This is a genomic window from Micromonospora qiuiae (assembly GCF_016863555.1).
Taxonomy (GTDB): Bacteria; Actinomycetota; Actinomycetes; order Mycobacteriales; family Micromonosporaceae; genus Micromonospora; species Micromonospora qiuiae.
Genome location: NZ_BOPC01000021.1, coordinates 42,662 through 62,756 on the forward strand (window position 1 = coordinate 42,662; position 20,095 = coordinate 62,756).

6 protein-coding genes and 1 pseudogene are annotated in these 20,095 nt (G+C 73.1%); 5 read left to right on the forward strand and 2 right to left on the reverse strand.

Annotated features, from left to right (window positions below):
• Nucleotides 1-4: 4 nt before the first annotated feature.
• The 3 genes from Vqi01_RS07930 to Vqi01_RS07940 are packed head-to-tail and all read left to right on the forward strand — an operon-like array spanning nucleotide 5 to nucleotide 3,890.
• Nucleotides 5-1,186, forward strand: coding sequence for a mandelate racemase/muconate lactonizing enzyme family protein (locus tag Vqi01_RS07930; protein ID WP_204033955.1), 1,182 nt, complete (start codon nucleotides 5-7; stop codon nucleotides 1,184-1,186).
• The gene (locus Vqi01_RS07935; RefSeq protein ID WP_204033956.1) at nucleotides 1,183-2,376 is read left to right on the forward strand and encodes a fumarylacetoacetate hydrolase family protein; all 1,194 of its coding nucleotides are present in this window, start codon (nucleotides 1,183-1,185) and stop codon (nucleotides 2,374-2,376) included. The genes Vqi01_RS07930 and Vqi01_RS07935 overlap by 4 nt, the downstream gene beginning before the upstream one ends.
• Complete coding sequence (locus tag Vqi01_RS07940) at nucleotides 2,373-3,890, forward strand: aldehyde dehydrogenase family protein (RefSeq protein ID WP_204033957.1); 1,518 nt, start codon at nucleotides 2,373-2,375, stop codon at nucleotides 3,888-3,890. The genes Vqi01_RS07935 and Vqi01_RS07940 overlap by 4 nt, the downstream gene beginning before the upstream one ends.
• A 68-nt stretch (nucleotides 3,891-3,958) precedes the next feature.
• On the opposite strand, the gene Vqi01_RS07945 is transcribed toward Vqi01_RS07940, so the two are convergent.
• Together Vqi01_RS07945 and Vqi01_RS07950 are read right to left on the reverse strand one after the other, a co-directional pair.
• The gene (locus Vqi01_RS07945) at nucleotides 3,959-7,333 is read right to left on the reverse strand and encodes an endo-1,4-beta-xylanase (protein WP_204033959.1); all 3,375 of its coding nucleotides are present in this window, start codon (nucleotides 7,331-7,333) and stop codon (nucleotides 3,959-3,961) included.
• A gap of 234 nt (nucleotides 7,334-7,567) precedes the next feature.
• A complete protein-coding gene (locus Vqi01_RS07950) occupies nucleotides 7,568-19,333 on the reverse strand; it encodes a non-ribosomal peptide synthetase (protein WP_204033960.1) in 11,766 nt (3,921 codons plus the stop codon).
• Nucleotides 19,334-19,465: 132 nt separating this feature from the next.
• Between Vqi01_RS07950 and Vqi01_RS31550 the strand changes: the two are divergent.
• Nucleotides 19,466-19,576: pseudogene (locus Vqi01_RS31550) on the forward strand (SCO5389 family protein); the annotation flags it as partial.
• On the forward strand, nucleotides 19,553-19,759 hold the full coding sequence (locus tag Vqi01_RS07955; RefSeq protein ID WP_204033962.1) for a hypothetical protein: 207 nt from the start codon (nucleotides 19,553-19,555) through the stop codon (nucleotides 19,757-19,759). The pseudogene Vqi01_RS31550 and the gene Vqi01_RS07955, both read left to right, overlap by 24 nt.
• Nucleotides 19,760-20,095: the final 336 nt, after the last annotated feature.

Sequence of the window (20,095 nt, forward strand, 5' to 3'; positions counted from 1 at the left end):
AGGCATGAAAATCGTATCCGTCGACACGCTCGTCGTAGATTTCTACCGCACCAACCTCGTGATCGTCCGGGTGACCACTGACGAGGGAATCGTCGGACTGGGCGAAGCCACCCTGGAAGGCAAGGAGCGGGCGGTCCAGGGAGCGATCGCGGAACTCGCCGAGGCCGTGGTCGGGCTCGATCCCACCCGCATCTCGCGGGTCCTCTACGAGGTGGCGCGGGACTGGTACTGGCGGGGCGGCCCGGTCATCATGACCGCACTGAGCTCACTGGAGATGGCACTGTGGGACATCTCCGCACGAGACCTCGGCGTTCCCGTCTCTCGGATGCTCGGCGGCGCCACTCGCGACCGAGTGCGCGCCTACGCGAACGGTTGGTTCTCCCGCGCCGTCACACCGGAGGACTACGCCGCCGCCGCGACGAGAACGGTGGAGAGCGGCTTTCGCGGCCTCAAGTGGGATCCGTTCGAGAACTACGATCTCACCATCACCACCCGGCAGATGGACCGGGTGCTGGCCCAGATCGACGCGGTCCGCTCCGCCGTCGGGCGTGACGTCGAGCTGTTCATCGAGGGCCACGGCCGATTCGACGTCCGCCACGCGATCAAGATCGCAAGGGAGATCGCGCAGTTCGATCCCGTGTGGTTCGAGGAGCCCTGCCCACCGGACAACCTCGACGCCCTCGTCGACATCCGACGCGCGTCGCCGGTACCTGTCGCCGCTGGGGAACGCTGGTTCGGCCGGCAGGGGTTCGCACCGGCGCTCGCCCGCCAGGCAGTCGACTTCGTCCAGCCCGACGTCACCCACGCTGGCGGGATATCCGAGCTCGCTTTCATCTCGACACTTGCGGCGACCAGCTACGTCGGGTTCGCTCCGCACAATCCCAGTGGACCGCTGAGCACGGCGGCGACACTCCAACTCGGGGCGGCCCTACCCAACTTCCGCTACCTGGAAATCATGGCGACCGATGTGCCCTGGCGTCCGGAAATCACCAACGAACGACTGGTACTGACCGAGGAGGGCGACATCCTCATCCCAGACGGCATCGGCCTCGGCATCGAACTCAACCTCGAGGCAATCGCGGAGCACCCCTTCACACCGCACCCGATGCGGATGTTCCAGGACGCCGTCTACGTCATCCGTCCAACCGACGAGCGCTCCTTCTTCAACCTGGGAGCCGGTGCATGAGCAGGCCCGGCGAACCCGAGTGGTTCGGCACGGCCGCCGACGCGCTGCCGGAGGACTCCGAGGACAGTGTCCTGGTCGGGCGGATCTGGCACCCCGCCGCCGGCGGGCCGTCGCCGGTGATCGTCCGTGACGGCGACATCTTCGACGTCAGCGTTCACTTCCCAACCGTGTGCGACATCTGTGAGCTGCCGGATCCGGCTGCGGTCGTCTCCGTGCTCGACGGAGAGTTCGTCGGCAGTCTCGCCGACATCCTCGCCAACACGGGCGCGGCGATCCGCGACCGCACCCGTCCCTGGCTTCTCGCGCCCGTCGACCTGCAGGCGCTCAAGGCAGCCGGGGTGACTTTCGCGGTCTCGATGCTGGAACGGGTCATCGAGGAGCGGGCGCGCGGCGACCTGTCACTCGCCGCGGACATCCGCCAGCGGATGCTCGCCGACGTCGGCGCGGACCTCCGCGACCTGGCGCCCGGATCCGAGGAGGCGGCGCGGCTCAAGACCCAACTCGTCGCCGAGGGAATCTGGAGCCAGTACCTGGAAGTGGGAATCGGCCCGGATGCCGAGATTTTCACCAAGGGGCAGATCCTCTCCGCCATGGGCACCGCCGTGCCGGTCGGGGTCCTCGCCGCGTCGGCCTGGAACAATCCTGAGCCCGAGGTGGCGCTCATCGTCGCGTCGACCGGTCGAATCGTCGGCGCGACCCTCGGCAACGACGTGAACCTGCGCGACGTCGAAGGCCGCTCGGCGCTGCTGCTTCCGTTGGCGAAGGACAACAACGCGTCGTGCGCGCTCGGCCCGTTCATCCGGCTCTTCGACGACCGCTTCGGCCTCGATCGCGTACGCGGGCTGGAGATCGAGCTGGACATCCGCGGCGAGGACGGCTTTCATCTCAACGCCGTCTCCGAAATGGCCCAGATGTCGCGCGAGCCGGAGGCACTGGTCCGGCAGTTGATCGGCCCGCACCACCACTATCCGGACGGCGCGGTCCTCATGCTCGGCACCATGTTCGCGCCGATCCAGGACCGGGACCATCCCGGCGAGGGGTTCACTCACAAGGTTGATGACGTGGTCAGGATCAGCGCCCCCGCCCTCGGCACCCTGGTCAATCGCGTCCGCCATGCCGAGGAGTGCGAGCCGTGGGACTTCGGGGTACGCGATCTGATGCGCAATCTGGTGAGAAGGGGACTGTTGTGAACGTCGTCAGCACGCTCGACCCGAGGAACGGCCAGCGCCGGGAGACCCACCTGCGTGAGACCAGCGACGCGGAGCTGGAGTCGCTCGCCACCCTCGCGGCCACCGCCGGACAGTGGCTTGCCGACCTCGGGAGGTCCGGTCGCGCCCGCCTGCTCGACGCGGTCGCCGATGCACTCGATGCCGACCGCGCGGACCTGGTGGCGACGGCCGACTCGGAAACCGGCCTCGGTCTCGCGCGGCTCGACGCCGAACTAACCCGTTCGGCCACCCAGTTTCGAATGTTCGCCGATGTCCTGCGCGACGGCGGGTACCTCGAGGCGGCGATCGACCACGCCGCCGAGACAGTGCTCGGCCCGGCACCGGACGTTCGACGCATGCTCGTTCCGTTGGGTGCGGTCGCTGTCTTCGGCGCCAGCAATTTCCCGTTCGCCTTCTCGGTTGCCGGCGGTGACACGGCGTCCGCACTCGCCGCCGGTTGCCCCGTCATCGCGAAGGCCCACCCATCGCATCCGCTGACCTCCCACGCGTCATCGCAGGCGATCCGGCGGGCCGTGCGAGACATGGACGGGCCTGACGGGGTGTTGACCGTCGTGTACGGAGAGGAGGCGGGGCGGTCGCTGGTTCGCCACCCCGCCATCCGGGCCGCCGCCCTCACCGGCTCCGTCGGCGCGGCCCGCGCCATCCAGGCGGCGATCGACGAGCGCACCGACCCGATCCCGCTCTACGGTGAGCTGAGCAGCGTGAACCCGATCGTGGTGCTGCCGTCGGCGGCCGCCGAGCGAGGCGGGCGGATCGCCGAAGGGCTGTTCGCCTCGTTCACCGGCTCCGGTGGCCAGCTCTGCACCAAGCCGGGGCTGGCGTTCATCCCGGCCAGCCCCGTGGGCGACCAGCTCGTCGATGCGCTTCGGGAGCAGGTCGCCGCCGCCGCCGGCGTGGTCCTGCTCAACGAGCGGATCCAGGATGCCTTCCTCGCCGAGGAGGCAGCCCTCGAAAAGGCTGGCGCCCGGGTGCTCGCCCGACCCCGGATCGCCGCCGCCGACGGTCTCACCGTGGCACCGGTGCTCCTGGAGGTCGACCTCACCGAGCTGTCCGCCACCCTGGCCGACGAGTGCTTCGGCCCGGCCATGGTCGTGGTCCGTTACCGGCAGGCCGGCGACCTCGACGCGGCGCTCGCTGTCGTACCGCCGTCGCTGACCGGGGCGATCCACGCTGGCCCCGATGACGACCGGGCGACCGTACGCCGGCTTGCCGACCTGCTCGCCGCCCGCTCGGGACGGCTTGTCTTCGACGGCTACCCGACCGGGGTGCGGGTCTCCTGGGCGCAGCACCACGGCGGCCCCTGGCCGTCGACCAACTCCCTGCACACCTCCGTCGGCGCCACCTCCATCCGGCGGTTCCTGCGGCCGTTGGCCTGGCAGGGGGCGCCGGACTGGCTGCTGCCCGAGGAACTGCGGGACGGCTTCACCGGAATCCCGCGCCGGGTCGACGGGCTACTCGACCCGGGTCGCCCCTGAGACTCGCCCACCGACAGCGAAGGAGGGCACATCCGGCCGATGGATGTGCCCTCCCGTCGTGACTGCCGTTACAGGTTCGCGCAGTACCCGATGCTGAAGGTGCTGGCGCCCGGTGCCAGGGTCCGGTTCCAGTCCACACCCCGGATCCGGTAGCTGCCGTCGGCCAGGCGTTCCCGCTTGAAGTTCCACGCGTCGTAGATGTCACCCTCGAGGCTCACCACGGCGCTCCACTCGACGGCCTTGTCGCCGGTGTTGGTGGCGGTGATGGTCGAGCAGTAGCCACCGCCGCTGTCGGAGTTCCACCGGGCGATCCTGGTCACCGTGACGTCCACGTTGGAGCCGGCCACCAGCCGGCCCACACCCCAGCGGGCGGTGTTCTGGTAGCCCACGCCCTCCTGCTCGGCCCAGTTGCGGATCGAGGTACGGGCACCGTCCGAGGCGTCGTTCACCTGGAAGTCCAGGCCGTGGAAGGTGTCCAGGCCGCCGTACTCGAGCAGGCTGATCGCCGCCTCGACGGTGTAGCCGGTCGCGGTGCGTACGGCCGCGCTGTTCAACCGGCCCGCCTGGAACGCCTCGTCCCCGGTGCCGAACGACACGCGGTTGTCGGCGTTGATCCGAATCTGCGTGTCGTCGTAGCGGAAGCTGCCGTTCTTGGCGTTGCCGGCGTCGACGTAGATCTCGACCGAGTCCTGGGTCCACGGGTCGGAGCCGGAAACGTCCACCACCGGGTCGGTGACCTCGGCCAGCACGTAGAGCGTCTGGCCCCGCCAGAGGGTGCGGACGTTCGCGGTCGCGCCGCCGGTGCCGGAGACCTGCTTGGTCGTGGTCACCGCGCCCGCCTGGGCCCAGACCGCGTCCACCGTACCGTCGATGACCGGCGCGGTGCCGGCCTGCCGCACCTCCAGGTACGACAGTTCCTCCACCAGGGTGAGGGTGCCCACCGCCCCGGGGGTGTTCCAGCCCGACGTGGTGCCGTTGTCGCGGACCTGCACGTCCAGGGTGAGCGTGTCGCCCTGGGCCGCGCCGGTCAGCGGCAGGTGCGCGACCAGGTGGTAGCCGCCGTCCCGGGTGGCCGCCACGGCCGGCACGTCACCCTTGCCCTTGCGGTTGACCTGGTACGTCTTGTCGCCGAGGACGAAGCTGACCCCGTCCTTGCCGGAGACCGTGGCGTCGTCGACCGTGACGTACGCGGTGAGGTGATCCGGCGCCCAGCGCAGCTGGAACTGCGCCTTGTCCTCCACCGGATGCAGCGGAAGCTTGCGCCAGGTCAGGTCCTTCGGCGCGGCGGCGGTGAGGGCCACGTCACCGGCGAAGACGTTGGCGGTACGCAGCCGGGCGGGCAGTTGCCCGTCCACCGCCCCGTGGTAGGCGGGCTTGGCCCGCAGGCTGTCGTCGAACAGCAGCGGGGCGCCGTTGCCGGAGCGCCACGAGCGGCCGTCGGTGAGCCCCCAGACCGTGACGGCCAGCAGGTCGTCGCTGTGTGCCCGGAAGATCCGGAAGGCGTCCCGGTAGTAGTAGCCCTGGTCGATCAGCTTCGCCTGGGTCACCGGAGTGCCGGTGGTGACATCGAGTTCGGTGACGGCCTGGGTCACCGGCAGGTTCGCGAACGCCTCCAGCGCGGTCTCCAGGCTGCTGACCGGCGTGGCCAGCGAGACGTGGAACTGGTGACCCACCCCGTCGATCGGCACGCCGCGCGCGATCAGGCGCTGCACGAGCGCCCGGTAGCGGGCCAGCTTGCCGCTCTGCTCGGTGTTGTAGTCGTTGATGAACAGGGCCACCGGGTCGCTGCCCTTGACCGCATGGACATCGTTGAACGCCTCGTCGGCGTACTCGAACGTCAGGTCGATGAAGCTCTCGCCGAGGATCCGGTACCACTCGCTGCGGCGCAGACCGTCGGCGTACTCGCCGCTGTCGCTGACCACCTCGTTGACCGCGTCGAAGGCGTACAGCGGGTTGGTGGCGGAGCCGAACTTGCCGTACCGCTGGGCCAGCGACTCGGCGACGGCGAAGATGTGCGTCCGCAACCGCTCGCGCAACAGCTGCTGGTGGGCCGCCGAGGTGGTCAGCGGCTGCCCGGCGGCGTCCTGGAAGAACCAGTCCGGGGTCTGGCTGTGCCAGACCAGCACGTGACCGTAGACGCGCAGGTTGTTGTCCCGGGCGAAGTCCATCATGGCCAGCGCCTGGTCGTGCGGGCGGAAGTTGCCCTCGTCGTCGTACCAGGCCTCGGGCTTCATGTGGTTTTCCGGCGTGATCTGGTTGAAGTGCCGGGTCAACAGCTCGGCGCCGCCGCCGACGGTCTCGCGGCTGTCGATCGCCACGCCGACCGGGAAGTCGGTGGTCTCGTGGATGCCGGTGAGGTCCTCGATCACCGGGGGTGCGGGCACCCGTACGACGATGTCGTCGACGAGGAAGTCACTGGTGTTGCCGGCCACGTCCGCGCCCTGCCAGCGGGTTTCGAAGTAGAGCAGTGCGTCGTCCGCCGCCGGCATGGTGAAGCGGGCGCTCACCTGCGTCCATCCGGAGTTGGTGACCGTCTCGAACTGGGCGAGGGTGCTGAACGACTGGCTGCCGCCGCTGGTGCTGGCCAGGCTGAGCCAGATCTGGTCGGTCGGCTGGCCTTCGGCGAACCGCAGCCAGGCGTCGACCTCGTAGGTCACCCCGGCCTCGAACAGGCCGGTCACGTCGCGGCCCAGGCCGGCGCCCTGGTTGACCCGGTCGGTGACCAGCGCCGCGGACGTACCGCCGTGCGCGACGTCGGTGAGCGTGACCCTCGGGGCACCCGGTCCGCTGTCGCGTGGGCCCCAGCCGTCCAGCCCGTCCTCGAAGTCGGTGTCGATGACGACGGTGCCCGGCTCCGGCCCGTTCCCGCCGTTGCCCTCCGGCGCGGTGATCAGGACGTCGTCGAGGAGGAACGGGATGTCCCCTTCCGCCTCCACATAGAGGGTGGCGGCGCTGAGCCCGGTGGGAAGGGTGTAATCGCCGCCGATCCGCACCCAGCCGTCGGCGGTGGTGGGGACGTTGCCGCCGATCCAGGTGTAGGTGTTGTCACCGCCGCCAGCCGGGGTCGCCTCGACGGTGAAGTGCACGCCGGCGGTGCCCTCGGTGCCGGCCGGAAGTTTCACCCAGGCGCTGACCGTGTACGGGGTGCCGGGCTTGAACAGCGCGGTCGCGCTGGTCGCCGGGCCCTGCCAGTTGGCGGTGCGGCCGGTGACCGACAGGCTGTTGTCGCTCTCGTGGCCCTCGTCGGCGATGGCGAGGGTGACGTCGCCGCGCGGCCCCCACGGGGCGTACGAGCCGGACTCGAAGTCGTTGGCGAGCACGACTTCCGCGGCAGCGGCCGGGGCGGCTGCGGCGGCGACGGCGGCGACGAGCGCGCCCGAACAGAGTACGGCGAGGGTTCGCGATCGGCGTCGTGATCGACGGGACAGGTTCCAGAGGCGCATCAATGGTCCCTTTGTGCAGGTTGGATGGAGGTGGGAATCCGCTGACGCGGGCTTCCCTGAGCTGATCCAAGCGCGTGCATGCTATGTCGAGCCGATCATTGTGGCCAGAACTTCCGGAAGTTATCGGAAAACGACGAGCCGTCGGTGGCCGTTAGGTGAGCCGGCTCGTGTCGTGACGGCCGTTGACATCGCCCGACCGATGGGCTCGCCGCGAGCGGGTCCGCACCACGAGATCTATCTCAGGTCCGGCTCGATCAGGTGATGCAGCAGGTGCAGGGGAGCGGCGGTGATCCCGGCCCCGGTGAGCGCCTGCGCGTACGCCGTCACGGTCGAGTCGTCCACCAGGCCGTGCACCAGCGGCAGGCCCGGAGTGGCCGTCCACAGCAGTGACTCCAGTCGGCAGGAGGCGATCGTGCCGGGCAGCCCGAGAATGCTGCCGTCCACCGGCACCGGCGGCAGGTCTCCTGGTATGTCGCGGCTGGTCTCGCCGACGTGCAGCAGCCCACCGCCGACCACCAGGATGTCGCGGTCGCGGCGCATGCGGGCCAGGGCTCGTCCGGTTTCCACGGCCGGCGGGAACGAGTCGTCCACCACGATGGTGCCCGGTGCCAGCCGGTCGACCTCGATCGGTTCGGTGGCGGCGCTGGTCGCCGCGATGATCACCTCCGCCGTGTAGCCGGCCGGGGCGATCCCGGGTGCCGACGGGCGCACCTCGATGCTGCCGGCGAAGCCCTCCGCTCGCAGCCGCGCGGCGTGCTCGGCCAGCCGGGACGCGGCCGCCGGGACGTCGCAGAGCACGAGCCGCGCGGGTGGGAGTTCCGTCCGAGCCAGCAGCAGCCGCAGCGCGGAGAACCCGATCGAGCCGAGACCGACCACGGCGAGGTCGCGGCCGGCCAGGCCCTTTCCGGTGGCGGCCACCGCGGCCTCCACCGTTGCGACGACGGAGACGACGGTGACCGCGTGACCGGTGGTGACCGCGACCCCGCTGCGGGTACGCCGCAGCACGCCGAGACCGTAGCCGGTGCGGGCCGGGATCATGCCGGCCAGCGACACACACCGTGCGCCGAGCCGGGCGGCCAGGTCGACCGCCTCGCCGACCTCGCTGGCGAGGGCGTCCCCGGCGGCGGCCAGCTCGTCGGCGAACCGGGGCAGGCAGACGAAGCCGGAGACGCCCAGCGGGGTGCTCAGCTCCTCCAGCAGCCGTGGGCGGCCGTCGGGAAAGAGCAGGTCGCGTAGCCACGCCCGGGGCAGGCTTCCGGCGGGCAGTCCGGTGATCGCGGCGAGCTGTGCCGGCGGCGGCAGGTAACCGACGATGGCCGAATCCAACCTGGTCCGTCGCCCCGGCCCGACCGTCGCCGCCGGTACGACCAGCTCCACCGCTTCCGGCCGCGCCGCGTCCGTGGTGTCGGAGATCGCGCCAGCGGTGCCGGTGGCTGCGGTGGTGAGGTCGGCGTGCAGCCAGTCCACGAGCCGGCCCAACTCGATCGGGCTCACCGCGTCGGGGGAGCCGCGCAGGGTCACCCGGAGGCCGTCCGGTCCCGGCCGTGCGGTCAGGAACAGGTCGGTGCCGAGCGGCGGCGGCGCCAACTCGCTCTCGGCGTCCCAGTCGAGGCTGAGCCGGTCGGCGTCGAGCGTCGCGGCCGGTGGCGCGTCGAGCATCGCGGCTGGTGGCGCGTCGGGCGTCGCGGTCGGTGGCGCGTCGAGTGCGGCGAAGTCCAGGAAGCTGAAGAAGAACTGGGCCCCGGCGGGCGTGCCGCCCGGCCCGGTGGGCACGGCCGCCGCGATCGATGGCGGATCGTCGTACCGCCGAGCGGCGGTGACCTCGGCCGCGACCCGGACGAGCTGCTCGGCGAAGCCGGACGATCCGCCCAGGCGCAGCGGCACCATCGCCGCACAGGGACCGAAGACCCGGTGCAGGTCCGGCAGCGGATGGTCCCGACCGGTCAACGCCAGGCCGATCACCAGATCGTCCTGGCCGGTGAGGCGGGCCACCGCCCGGTGGTACGCGGTCAGCACCGGGGCGTACAGGGTGCTCGCCGCATCGGCGGCCAGCCGGCGCAGTCCGCTGACCACGGCACCGTCCAGGGTGAAGCCGCGAACCTGCTCCGATGCACTGCCCGAGGCCGACCCGGTGCGGCGGGCGCGCAGCATCGGCGGGCGGTACGGCGTGGCGAAGCGCCCGGTCCACCACGTGTGGGCACCCGGCTCGGGCGAACCGGCGGCGCGGCGGGCCAGCAGCCCGACGTACTCCCGGAAGTGGGTGCGCAGCGGGGGCAGTTCGCCGGGGAGGTCCGCCAGCAGCCGGTGGTAGACCGCCGACAGTTCCTGGCCGAGCAGGGCGGCGCTGTAGCCGTCGCCGATCAGGTGGTGCGCGTGCACCAGCAGGATGTGATCGTCGGGGGCGAGCGCCAGCAGCCGCAGCCGCAGCAGTGGCCAGGCCCACGGTTCGAAGGGCCGGCGGCGTTCCTCGGCGACCTGGGCGGCCACCTCGGCGGGGTCGGCGACCGTCTGGTAGCCGACCGGCAGCCGCAGCGACGTGGGCAGCTCCTGCTGGACCGGGGGGCGGGCCCCGGCGGGGAAGACCGTACGCAGCATCGGGTGTCGGGCCACCAGCAGGTCGACGGCGCGCTGGAAGACCTCGCGGCGTAGCCGGCCGCGCAGTCGCAGTCGGCCCAGCCACGCGGTGCCAGCGCCCGGTGCGACGGCGTCGGCGAGCAGGAAGCCGCGCTGGGTGGCCGTCACCGGGTACGGTCCGCCCGGATCGCGGGTTATCGCCGTGCCGCTGGCCCGTCCCACGGCGTCGCTGGTGGGTCCTGCGGCGCCTGCGGTGGCGTCGATCGCGGCGGCGAGCTTGCGCAGGGTGCGGTGCTGGTAGATGACGGCCGGGCTCGGCGTGGCGGCGAACTGGTCCTGTGCGCGGGCGAAGACCTCCAGCACCAGGATGGAGTCACCGCCCAGGGTGAAGAAGTCGTCGTCGGGGGCGATCGCCGGTAGGTCGAGCAGCTCGCCCCAGATCCGCGCCAGCTTCGCCTCGGTCTCGGTGCGCCCCTCCGGATGAGCGTCAGTGCCGGCCTCGGTTGCGGCGGCCAGGACGGTCGGCAGCGGCGGCTCGGCCGGGACGGTCGGCAGCGGCGGCGGTGTCGGTGCGGCGGCCGGTGGGAAGCCGGCGTGCGAGCGGAGGCGGTCCCGGTCGACCTTGCCGGTGGGGGTCAACGGGAGGCTGTCGAGCAGGTGAATCCGGGCCGGCACCAGTTGCTCGGGCAGTCGGTCGGCGAGGAACCCGCGCAGCTGTGCCACGGTCGGCCCGGTCTGCGGTGCCGGCGCGACGAAGGCGTGCAGTCGTGGGTGCGGCTCGGCCTGGTGCAGCACCACCGCGGCGGCCACCTCCGGGTGGGTACGCAGCACCGCCTCGATCTCGCCCGGCTCCAGCCGGTAGCCGTGGATCTTCACCTGGTCGTCGAGGCGGCCGAGGAACTCCAGGCTGCCGTCCGGGGCGATCCGAACCCGGTCGCCACTGCGGTAGTACCGCTCGCCGTCGTGGTGGACGAAGACCGTGGCGGTCAGCTCGGGCTCGCCCAGGTAACCCGGGGTGAGGCCGACGCCGCCGAGGTGCAGTTCCCCGGCGGTGCCGGGCGGACAGGGGGCCCCGTCGGTGTCGACGACGCGGATCCGCGCACCGCCGACCGGCCGGCCGATCGGCAACCGGCGCACCGCGTCGTCCGGGCGGCGGTCGATCAGGTGCCAGGTGGCGTTGATCGTCGCCTCGGTGGGGCCGTACAGATTGGTGATCCGGCAACCGTCGCCGAACAGATCGAACCAGCGGCGTACCGGCACCGGCGACAACTCTTCCCCGCCGACGTGCACCCAGCGCAGGGCACTGAGGTCCGGCGGTACGCCGTCGCGCACCGCCCGTTGCTCGGCGGCCCGCAGGACCCGCTCCCACAGGGTGGGTACCGAACTCCACACGGTGAGCCGGTCCCGTTCGATCCTGGACAACAGCGCCTGCGGGTCACGCAGCACCGACCAGGGGAAGGTGACCACGGTGGCGCCGACCAGCAACGGCGCCAGGATCTGCCGGACCGAGGCGTCGAAGCAGGTCGACGAGGTCTGGGCCAGCCGGTCGCCGGGCCGGTAGCCGAACGTGTCGATCGCCCAGTCGAGGTAGTTGACCATCGACCGGTGGGTGATCGGCACCCCCTTCGGCCGTCCCGTCGATCCCGACGTGAAAATCACGTACGCGGTGTCGTCCGGCGTGGCGGCCAGCGCCTCGCCGGGGACATCGTGGGCGTCCGCCCCGAGCCGGATCGGCCGGGCCGTGCCGCAGAGCCGGGCCACGGCGACCGCGCAGTCGTCGTCGTGCAGCACCACCCCGGCCCCGGCGCGGCGCAACTGCTCGTCGAGGCGGGCCGCAGGATGGGCGGCGTCCAGCGGCACCCAGGCGGCCCCGGCGCGCAGGATCCCGACCACCGCGATGACCGCCTCAACGCCGGGCGCGGTGAGCATCCCGACGTGCTGACCGGGGCGTACCCCGTGGGCCACGAGCAGCGCCGCCACCCGGCCGGCAGCCCGGTCCAGGTCCCGGTAGGTCAGCGTCCGGTCGCCGTCGGACACGGCCGCCGCGTCCGGCGTACGCCGGCAGACCGCCCGGATCCGCGCGCTGACATCCCCGCCATCCACCTCGGCCCCGACCGGATCGCGGTGTCCGTGCCGTGGCCGCGCGGCGGCGCCGTGCCCGCGTTGCCGCGCGGCGGCGACGTCGACCAGTTCACGATGGTGTTCGGCGGCGAGCCGGGCCACCGTCTCGCGCCGGAACAGTCGCAGCGGGAAGTTCCAGGACAGCCGCAGCGTCGTGCCCGACTCCCACCACAGCAGACTGAGCCCGGTGGCCGCGGAACCGGAACCGGCCGCCGCCGGGACGACCGTCACCGGGCGGTCCGGGTCGGCGGTGACCGGGAACCGGGCGAAGCTGAACCCGGCCGGGCTGGCGGTACGCGGGCCGTCGCCGCTCGCCCGCAGCATTCGGGCCAGGTCGAGGCTGGACACCGATCCGTGCCGTTGGGCGGCGGCCCAGGACCGCCGGAGCCGGTCGGCGAGCCGCGCGGCGGGCTCGTCCGGATTCACCTCGACCAACAGCGGCAGGGTGTCGGCGAACGGGCCGACGATCCGCTCGATGCCGGGTAGCCGGGCCTCGCGGCCGGCCCGCGCCACACTCACCGGCACCCGCCGCTGCCCGCTCCACCTGGCCAGGCACCGAAGGTAGCCGGCGAGCAGCAGATGAAACAGGGAGACGCCGGCCTCGGCGGCCCGCTCGCGCAACCGCGCGACCAGCGCGTCGTCCAGCTCGTCCAGGTGCGTCACGGACGGCGGCGCGGGCAGGCCCGCCGGGTCGCCGTCGTACGGCAGCCGAAGCATCCATCCCGGATCGTCGAGGAGCCGGCGCCAGTACGTCAGGTCCGCCTCGCTGGGCGGGACGACGCCGAGGGCGTATTCGGCGAAGCCGGGGCAGGAGGGCGGTGCTCCAGGGGTGCGGCCCCGGGCCAGCGCGGTGTAGTCGGCCCAGAGTTGTTCGCTGAGCAGGTTGAGGCTGAACCCGTCTCCGGCCGCGTGGTGCAGAGCCAGCAGCAGGTGGGCACGGTCGGGGCGCTCCGGAGCGAGCACCGCCCGCAACGGCGGTTGCCGGGTCAGGTCCACCGGGGTGTTGCAGAGTGTTTCCTCCAGTTCGGCGAGCGGGCCGGTGAGCGGGCGCACCTCGTAGGGAATCGCGGCGGCGGACGGCGGCAGGACCAGTTGGCGCGGAGGGTCGGCGGCGGTGCCGGGAACGAAGCGGACCCGCAGCATCGGATGGTGGGAGGCGAGGCCGGCCAGGGCCCGACCGAGCAGGTCGGTGTCGAGCGGCCCGGTGACGGTCTGCCGGACGAAGGCGTAGCTGGCCACGGTGGGGTGCAGCCGTTCGTTGACGTACCACGCCCGTTGCACCGGGGTCAGCGGGAACGGCTCCCCGTCGGCAACCGGCACCGCCGCTGCCGGTGGTGCCGGCACCGCCTGGGCCATCGGGGCCGGGGGCGGATCCGGCGACGCGGACACGCCAGCCGGCGGTGCCCCCACGGTGCCGGCCGCCGCCAGGTGGGCGGCCAGCGCGGCGACGGTGGTGTGCTCGAAGAACAGGGTGACCGGCAGTTGCCGGCCGAGTTCGTCCTCCAGACGTTTGACCAGGTCCACGGCGGCCAACGAGTCCAGCCCGAGGGTGAGGAACGAGACGTCGTCGGCGATCTCCTCGCTCGGGCGGTGCAGCGGCTCGGCGAGCAGCCGGCGCAGCAGCCGGGCCAGGTCGTCCACGCCCAACCCACCCGGTGCCGGCTGCCCGCTGGCCGGGCCGGCGCTCGGAACGGCGGCTGGGCGGATGCTCGCCGGCGGATCGGGGGACCGGTCGGCGACGAGCAGGTGGGCGGCGTCGACAGCGCGGGCGGCCAGGAGAGCCCGCAGTGCGGCGTCGACGGTCAGGGCGCCGGAGCCCCGGCCGGTGCCGCTTCGGGCCGCCATGCCGGTATCGGTGACCGCGGCGAAACTGACCGCCTGGAAAGGGCGACCGGCAGCCCGCTGCGCGGCGGCGAAGGCGTCGAGGAACGCGTTGCCGGCCGCGTAGTCGCCGAGCGCCCCGGCCAGGCCCGGCAGCACCGCGCTGACCGAGGAGAAGCTGACCAGCGCCGCCCGCTCGTGACCGTGTTGGTGCAGCGCCCGCGCCAACAGGTGGCTGCCGCGTACCTTGGGCGCCAGCACGTCCAGGATGTCCGGCACGGACTTCGCGGCCAGGGTGCCGACCCGTACCGTCCCGGCGGCGTGCCAGACGACGTCCACCCGGGACACCCCGGCGAGCAGCGCATCGATGTCGCCCGGCACGGTCACGTCACAGCGGTGGTACGTCGCGCTGGCACCCGCCTCGGTCAACTCGTGCAGCAGGCCCTCCGGGGCCTGGTCTGACCGTCCGGCCAGCAGCAGGGTGGGGCGCCCCCGGCGGGCGAGGGTACGGGCCAACCCGGCACCGATCCCACCGCCACCCCCGATGATCACGTGTACGCCGTCGGGGAATGCGCTCTCCGATCCGCCGGACCGGTCGACGGGGCCCGGTGCCGGCACCAGGTGCCGCGCGAGCCGCCGCCCGGCTCGCCAGGCCACCCCGGCTACCGCGGGCCCGTCGGTGCTGTCTGCCGGGGCGGCGTCGTCGCGGCGCAGGTCGGACAACTCCCGGCACACGGCCTCCACCCGGAGCGTCACATCGTCCACAGCGGACAGGTCGATCACTCGGGCACTCAGATCGGGGCGCTCGTCGGCCAGCGCCCAGCACAGTCCGGTCAGCACCGCCTGCACCGGCCGGGGTCGCTCCCGGGCCCCGGTCACCTGCACGTCCTCGGTGAGCACCAGCAGCCGCCCGACCCGCCCGTCCGGCTCGTCGAGCAGGGCACGCACCACGCGTACCTGCCCGGCCACGGCGGCATCGAGGGCCGCCACGTCCGGTGGGTCGACCGCGGGCCCGGCCAGCAGCACGGTCGCCTCCGGCGGTGCGAGGTCGTCGGCCGGCTCGGGCATGACCTGGACCGTGACGCCGCGTGCGGTGAGCGTGGCGGCGAGCCGGGCGGCGAGGTCACCACCGACACCGGGACCGCGCAGCCGCACCCGGGCCGGCAGGTCACCGGCACCCACCGGCGCGTCCCGCCAGGCGACCCGGTGCAGCGGCACGGCGATCCGTGGCGACGGCGGGTACGACCGCCGCTGGAACGGGTACGTCGGCACGGGCACCCGCCGCCGGCCGGCGTAGAGGGCGGCGCGGTCCAGCGGCCCACCGAGGGCCCACAGCCGGCCCACCGCTGCCAGCAGCGTCCCGGTCGCCGCGCCCGGCGGCTGATCCGTGAGGTCCAGCATCGACAGCACCCGGACCGGATCGTCGTCGCCGACCTCCAGCGCGGCACCGAGCCGCTCTCCCGTACCCAGGTCGATGACGGTGTCGTACCCGTCGTCGCGCAACCGGCGCAGCGCCGCGCGCCACGGCGGCGGGGCCGATCGTGTGTCCGTCCCGGCGAGTCGGACCGCCTCGGCGGGGTCCAACTCGCCGCGAGCGGCGGCCGCCGCCAGCGCACCGACGCCGTACCCGAGCGTGGTGTCCGGCCGTACCCCCCATGCGGCCAACTGGCCGGCGAGGGCGATGCCGACCGCGACCGCCACCGCTCCCGCGACCCGGTCGGGTGCCGAGCCGGTCAGACACCAGGCCAGCAGCGGACGTCCCGCCACCGGCGCGGCGGCGGCACCGCCGAGCAGTTCCCGGAAGGCCGGCAACCGGTCGTGCAGGTCGCGTACGGCCGCCGCCGGCAGCGCCGCGCCGTCGTCCGGGAAGACGAACACGGTCCGGGGGCGCGGTCCGACCGGCGCTTCGCCGAGGGCGTCGGCGGCGGCGTCGAGCCGGTCGGCCAGGTCCCCGTCGGCGACCACGGCCAGCCGGTACGGGGCATCGTCGCGCGCGGTACCCGCGCTGGCGCAGACATCGGCCTCGGTGAGTTCCGGGTGGGCGCGCAGGTGCGTGGCGAGTTCCCGCGCCGCCCGGCGCAGCGCGGCCGCCGAGTGCGCGCTGAGTGTGGCCAGGCAACAACCGGACTCGTCCGGGCCGGTGGCGGGCCGGTCGGCTTCCGGGGCCTCCCGCAGGACCGCGTGCGCGTTCGTCCCCCCGAAGCCGAATCCGTTGATCCCGGCGAACAGCGGGCCGGACGCGGTCCACGACCGTCCCTCGGTGACCACCGCGAAGCCGGCTCGGGCGAGGTCGAAGCGGCCGGAGGGCCGGGCGTGGTGCAGGGAGGCCGGCAGGTACCGGTGCCGCAGCGCCAGCACCACCTTGACCAGCGCGGGCAGTCCGGCCGAGTTGAGCAGGTGACCGACGTTGGTCTTGACCGAGCCCAGAGCGCGCGGCACCCCGTCGGCCGGCGGTGGGTACGCCGCGGCCAGCGACCGGACCTCCACCGGGTCACCGAGTTCGGTGCCGGTGCCATGCGCCTCCACGTACGACACCTGCGCCGGGTCGACTCCCGCGTCCTGGTACGCCCGCGCGATCACTTCCCACTGCCGGTGCGGGTTCGGCGCGAGCAGGCTCAACGAGCGTCCGTCGTTGCCGACGGCGGTACCGGCGACCAGCGCGAGGACCGGATCCCCGTCGGTGTGCGCGTCGTCGACGCGGCGGAGCACCAGCGCGGCGCCGCCCTCGCCGGGGACGAGTCCGTCGGCGGCGGCGTCGAAGGCGCGGCACCGCCCGGTGGGGGAGAGCGTCTCGGCGGCGTCGAGCAGCCGGTATCCGGTCTCGGTCAGGTTGAGATTCACCCCGCCGACCACCGCCACGTCACACTCCCCGGCGGCCAGGCTGCGGGCGGCCAGGTGCAGCGCGACCAGCGCCGACGAGCACGCCGTGTCCACCGCCACCGCCGGCCCGGTCAGGTCCAGCGCCTGCGCCAGCCGGGCCGGGATCAGGTTCCGCAGATTCCCGACCAGCATCGCCGCCCCGCTGACCGGCGCTGTCCCGCCGACCAACTCCGCTGTTCCGTTGGCCGCCAGCAGTTCGGGGTAGCCGCTCTCGCCGACGGCGGCGAAGACACCGATCCGGTGGCCGTACCGGCGGGGTCCGGCGTACCCGGCGCGTTCCAGGGCCTCGTACCCGATCTCCAGAAAGAGCCGGGCGTGCGGGTCGGTGAGCCGCGCCTCCTGCTCGGTGAGACCGAAGAACCCGGCGTCGAAGAGCATCGGATCGTCCAGGAAGGAGCCCCAGCGTGGACCGTTGCCCGACGGGATCCAGCGGTGGGCGGGGACCGGAGCGACGGCATCGACGCCGTCGACCAGCCGTTGCCAGAACTCCTCAGGGGTGCCCGCACCGGGGAACCGGCAGGCCATCCCGATCACCGCCACGCCGGTCGCAGCGTCGGCGCGGTCACCGTCGCTCGTCGTCCGGGCCGGCGGCGGTCCGGTCGGGGACTTCGACGCGGTCCCTCGGCCGGCGACCGGCCCGGCGGCCAGCCGGTCGGCGAGCGCCGCGACGGTGGGGCAGTCCCGCAGGTCCGCCGGGTGCAACGGGGTGCCCAGGGCGTCCTCCAGCCCGGCCAGCACCTCCATCGCCTTCAGCGACGACCCGCCGATGGCCAGGAAACGGTCGTCGGGGCCGATGGTGGCCGGAGGCCGCTCCAGCACCCGGGCCCAGACCTCGCGGACCACCTCTTCGAGTTCCCGCCGGGATCGCCCGGCGGCGGGCGGCCGGGGGAGGGACACGGCAGCACGGTCCTGCGGGACACGGCCGGGCGGAGTGCCCTCGGCTGGTGCGCACCAGCGCTGCTCCCGGTCGGCGAAGTCACCGGCCAGGTACCGCTCGCGCATCCGGCGCCGGCGTAGCTTTCCGCTGGTGGTCCGGGCGAACGCGCCGGGCGGCAAGGGCAGCGCCCGGACCTCGTCGTGGCCGCAGGCCTCGGCCACCCGCCCTCGGACCGCGGCGAGCACCCCGGCCGCGTCGGCGGGCGGGCGGGCCCACGGCACGAACACCATGATCCGCTCCCCACCGGAGACCGGGTCGGTCGTGCCGACCACCGCCGCCAGGTCGCCCGGCAGGCCGGGGGTGGCAACGGCCACCGCCTCCAGGTCCGCGGCGTGGAAGGTCCGGCCGTTGACGAAGACCACGTCCTTGGCCCGGCCGGTGACGCAGAGCCGCCCGTCGCGCAGAAAACCCAGGTCGCCGGTACGCAGCCAGCCGGCCACGAAGGTTTCCCGGCTGGCCTGCGGCGCCCGGTGGTAGCCCCGCGCCACGTTCGGGCCGCTCACCTCGATCTGGCCGACGCGCCGGTCGGGCAGCGGCCGGCCGTGGTCGTCGACGACACGCACCGCGCAGCCGCTCACCGGGTGGCCGAGATCCATCACCTCGACCGCGTGCGCGCCGGGGTCGGTCGGCACCGCTCGGCCCCGGCTCAACTCGGCCCGGTCCAGCACCACCGGGGCGGCCACCTCCCCGGGCGGCGGGAAGGTCACCGCGAGGGTCGCCTCGGCGAGCCCGTACACCGGTCGCAGCGCGGCCGGGTCGAGCCGGGCCGGGCGGGTGTGTGCCAGAAAGGACCGCCACACCGCGGCCGAGATCGGCTCGGCCCCCACCACCACACACCGCACCGAACTCAGGTCGAGTCCGGCGAGGGTCTCGGCCGGCACCCGGCGCACCGCCAGGGCCAGCGCGAAGTTCGCCGCCGACAGCAGGGTGGCACGGTGCCGGTGGGCGGTGGTGAACCACAGCGCGGGACGTTTGGCGAATGCCAGCGGGCCGATGCATACCTGCTTGAGGCCGACGGCGAGCGGCGTCAGATGGGTGCCGATCAGCCCCATGTCGTGGAAGTACGGCATCCAGGTGACCAGGACGTCGTCCGGGCGGGCACCGCTGGCCATACCGGATTGCTCCAGATTGGCCAGCACGTTGTCATGCGTCAGTTCCACGCCACGCGGTGCGCCGGTGCTGCCCGAGGAGAACTGGAGGAAGGCGAGGTCGTCCCCGGCCGGCGTCGGCAAATCCTCCGGCGCGGTTCCGGCGCGCAGCGCGGCCAGTCGCAGCACCGGGGCGGGCAGCCCGTCGGCTATCGCGGCGGTGGCGTCGTCGGTCACGACCACCGCGTCGGGAAGCAGGTCCCGCACCGCGCGCACCCGGTGCGGCTCGGGCGGCAACGGCACCGGCACCAGCCCGGCGGCGAGGGCTCCCCAGAACATGGGTTGGAAATCGTCCCCGGCGTCGGCGAGCAGGAGCGCGGGCGTGCCCGGTGCCAGCCCGGCGGCACGGTAACCGCCAGCGATCCGCAGCGACTCGTCACGTAGCTGCCGGAAGCTGACCGTACGCTCGGTGCCGTCCTCCCGGACGTGCACGATGACCTGGTCGGGGGAGCGGTCGGCGGCGCCGAGGAGCACGTCGAGCAGGCCTCGGCGGGCACCGGGCCCGGTCGCAATCGACACGGCAGGATGCTAGTCCGCCACGATCCGGCACCTGACGGCCATGGCACGGATCAGCGCGGGACGCAGCCGGCACGGCTTCCCGTCCGGCTCGCGGGCCGCCCGGCGAGTCGACACGCCGGCCGGACATTCCCCGCCGCCGAATCCGGGCCCGTGGCAGACGAGGCGTTCGTGGCCTGCTTACGGGAGTCGCTGCCGTACGCCTGGCAGACCGTCAGGGCAGTGGCGTCGGAGCTGGCCGCGTCCTGCCCGGCAATCCACCACCGGCGCCGGCGGTTCCTCGTCCGGGTGGCCGTCTCGTCCGGGTGGCCGTCCGGAAGGCGTCTGGAACTTTCGGCGTTGGACGGCCTCGATCCTCAGCGCCCATCCGGCGATCTCTTCGAAGGTCATCTCGACGCCTCGCTCGGCTGCCGTGTTGACCAGCCGTGATGCGGGTGGCCGGGGTGGCTGGTCAGGCTCTTGTTTCCACAGTATTTCCGGAAGTTGTTGACTGGTTGGCGACGTCGAGCCAATACTGTTGGCCATCGACACATCTGGATGATCGTCGATTGTCGCTACCTACTCCGCCGGTCACGGTGCAGGACGACCGGCAGACCACCACCCGGTACGACGTCGACAGTCGATGGTGGCCGCCCGGCCACCGAGACCGCCGGTTCGTAGCGCACTGCTGGCCACCGGCCAGCCGTCATGAGGAGGAAGCATGAACAACGTCCCCGTCCCACCACGAAGTCGCAGGCGTGGACGCCTCAGGTCGCTCATCGGTGC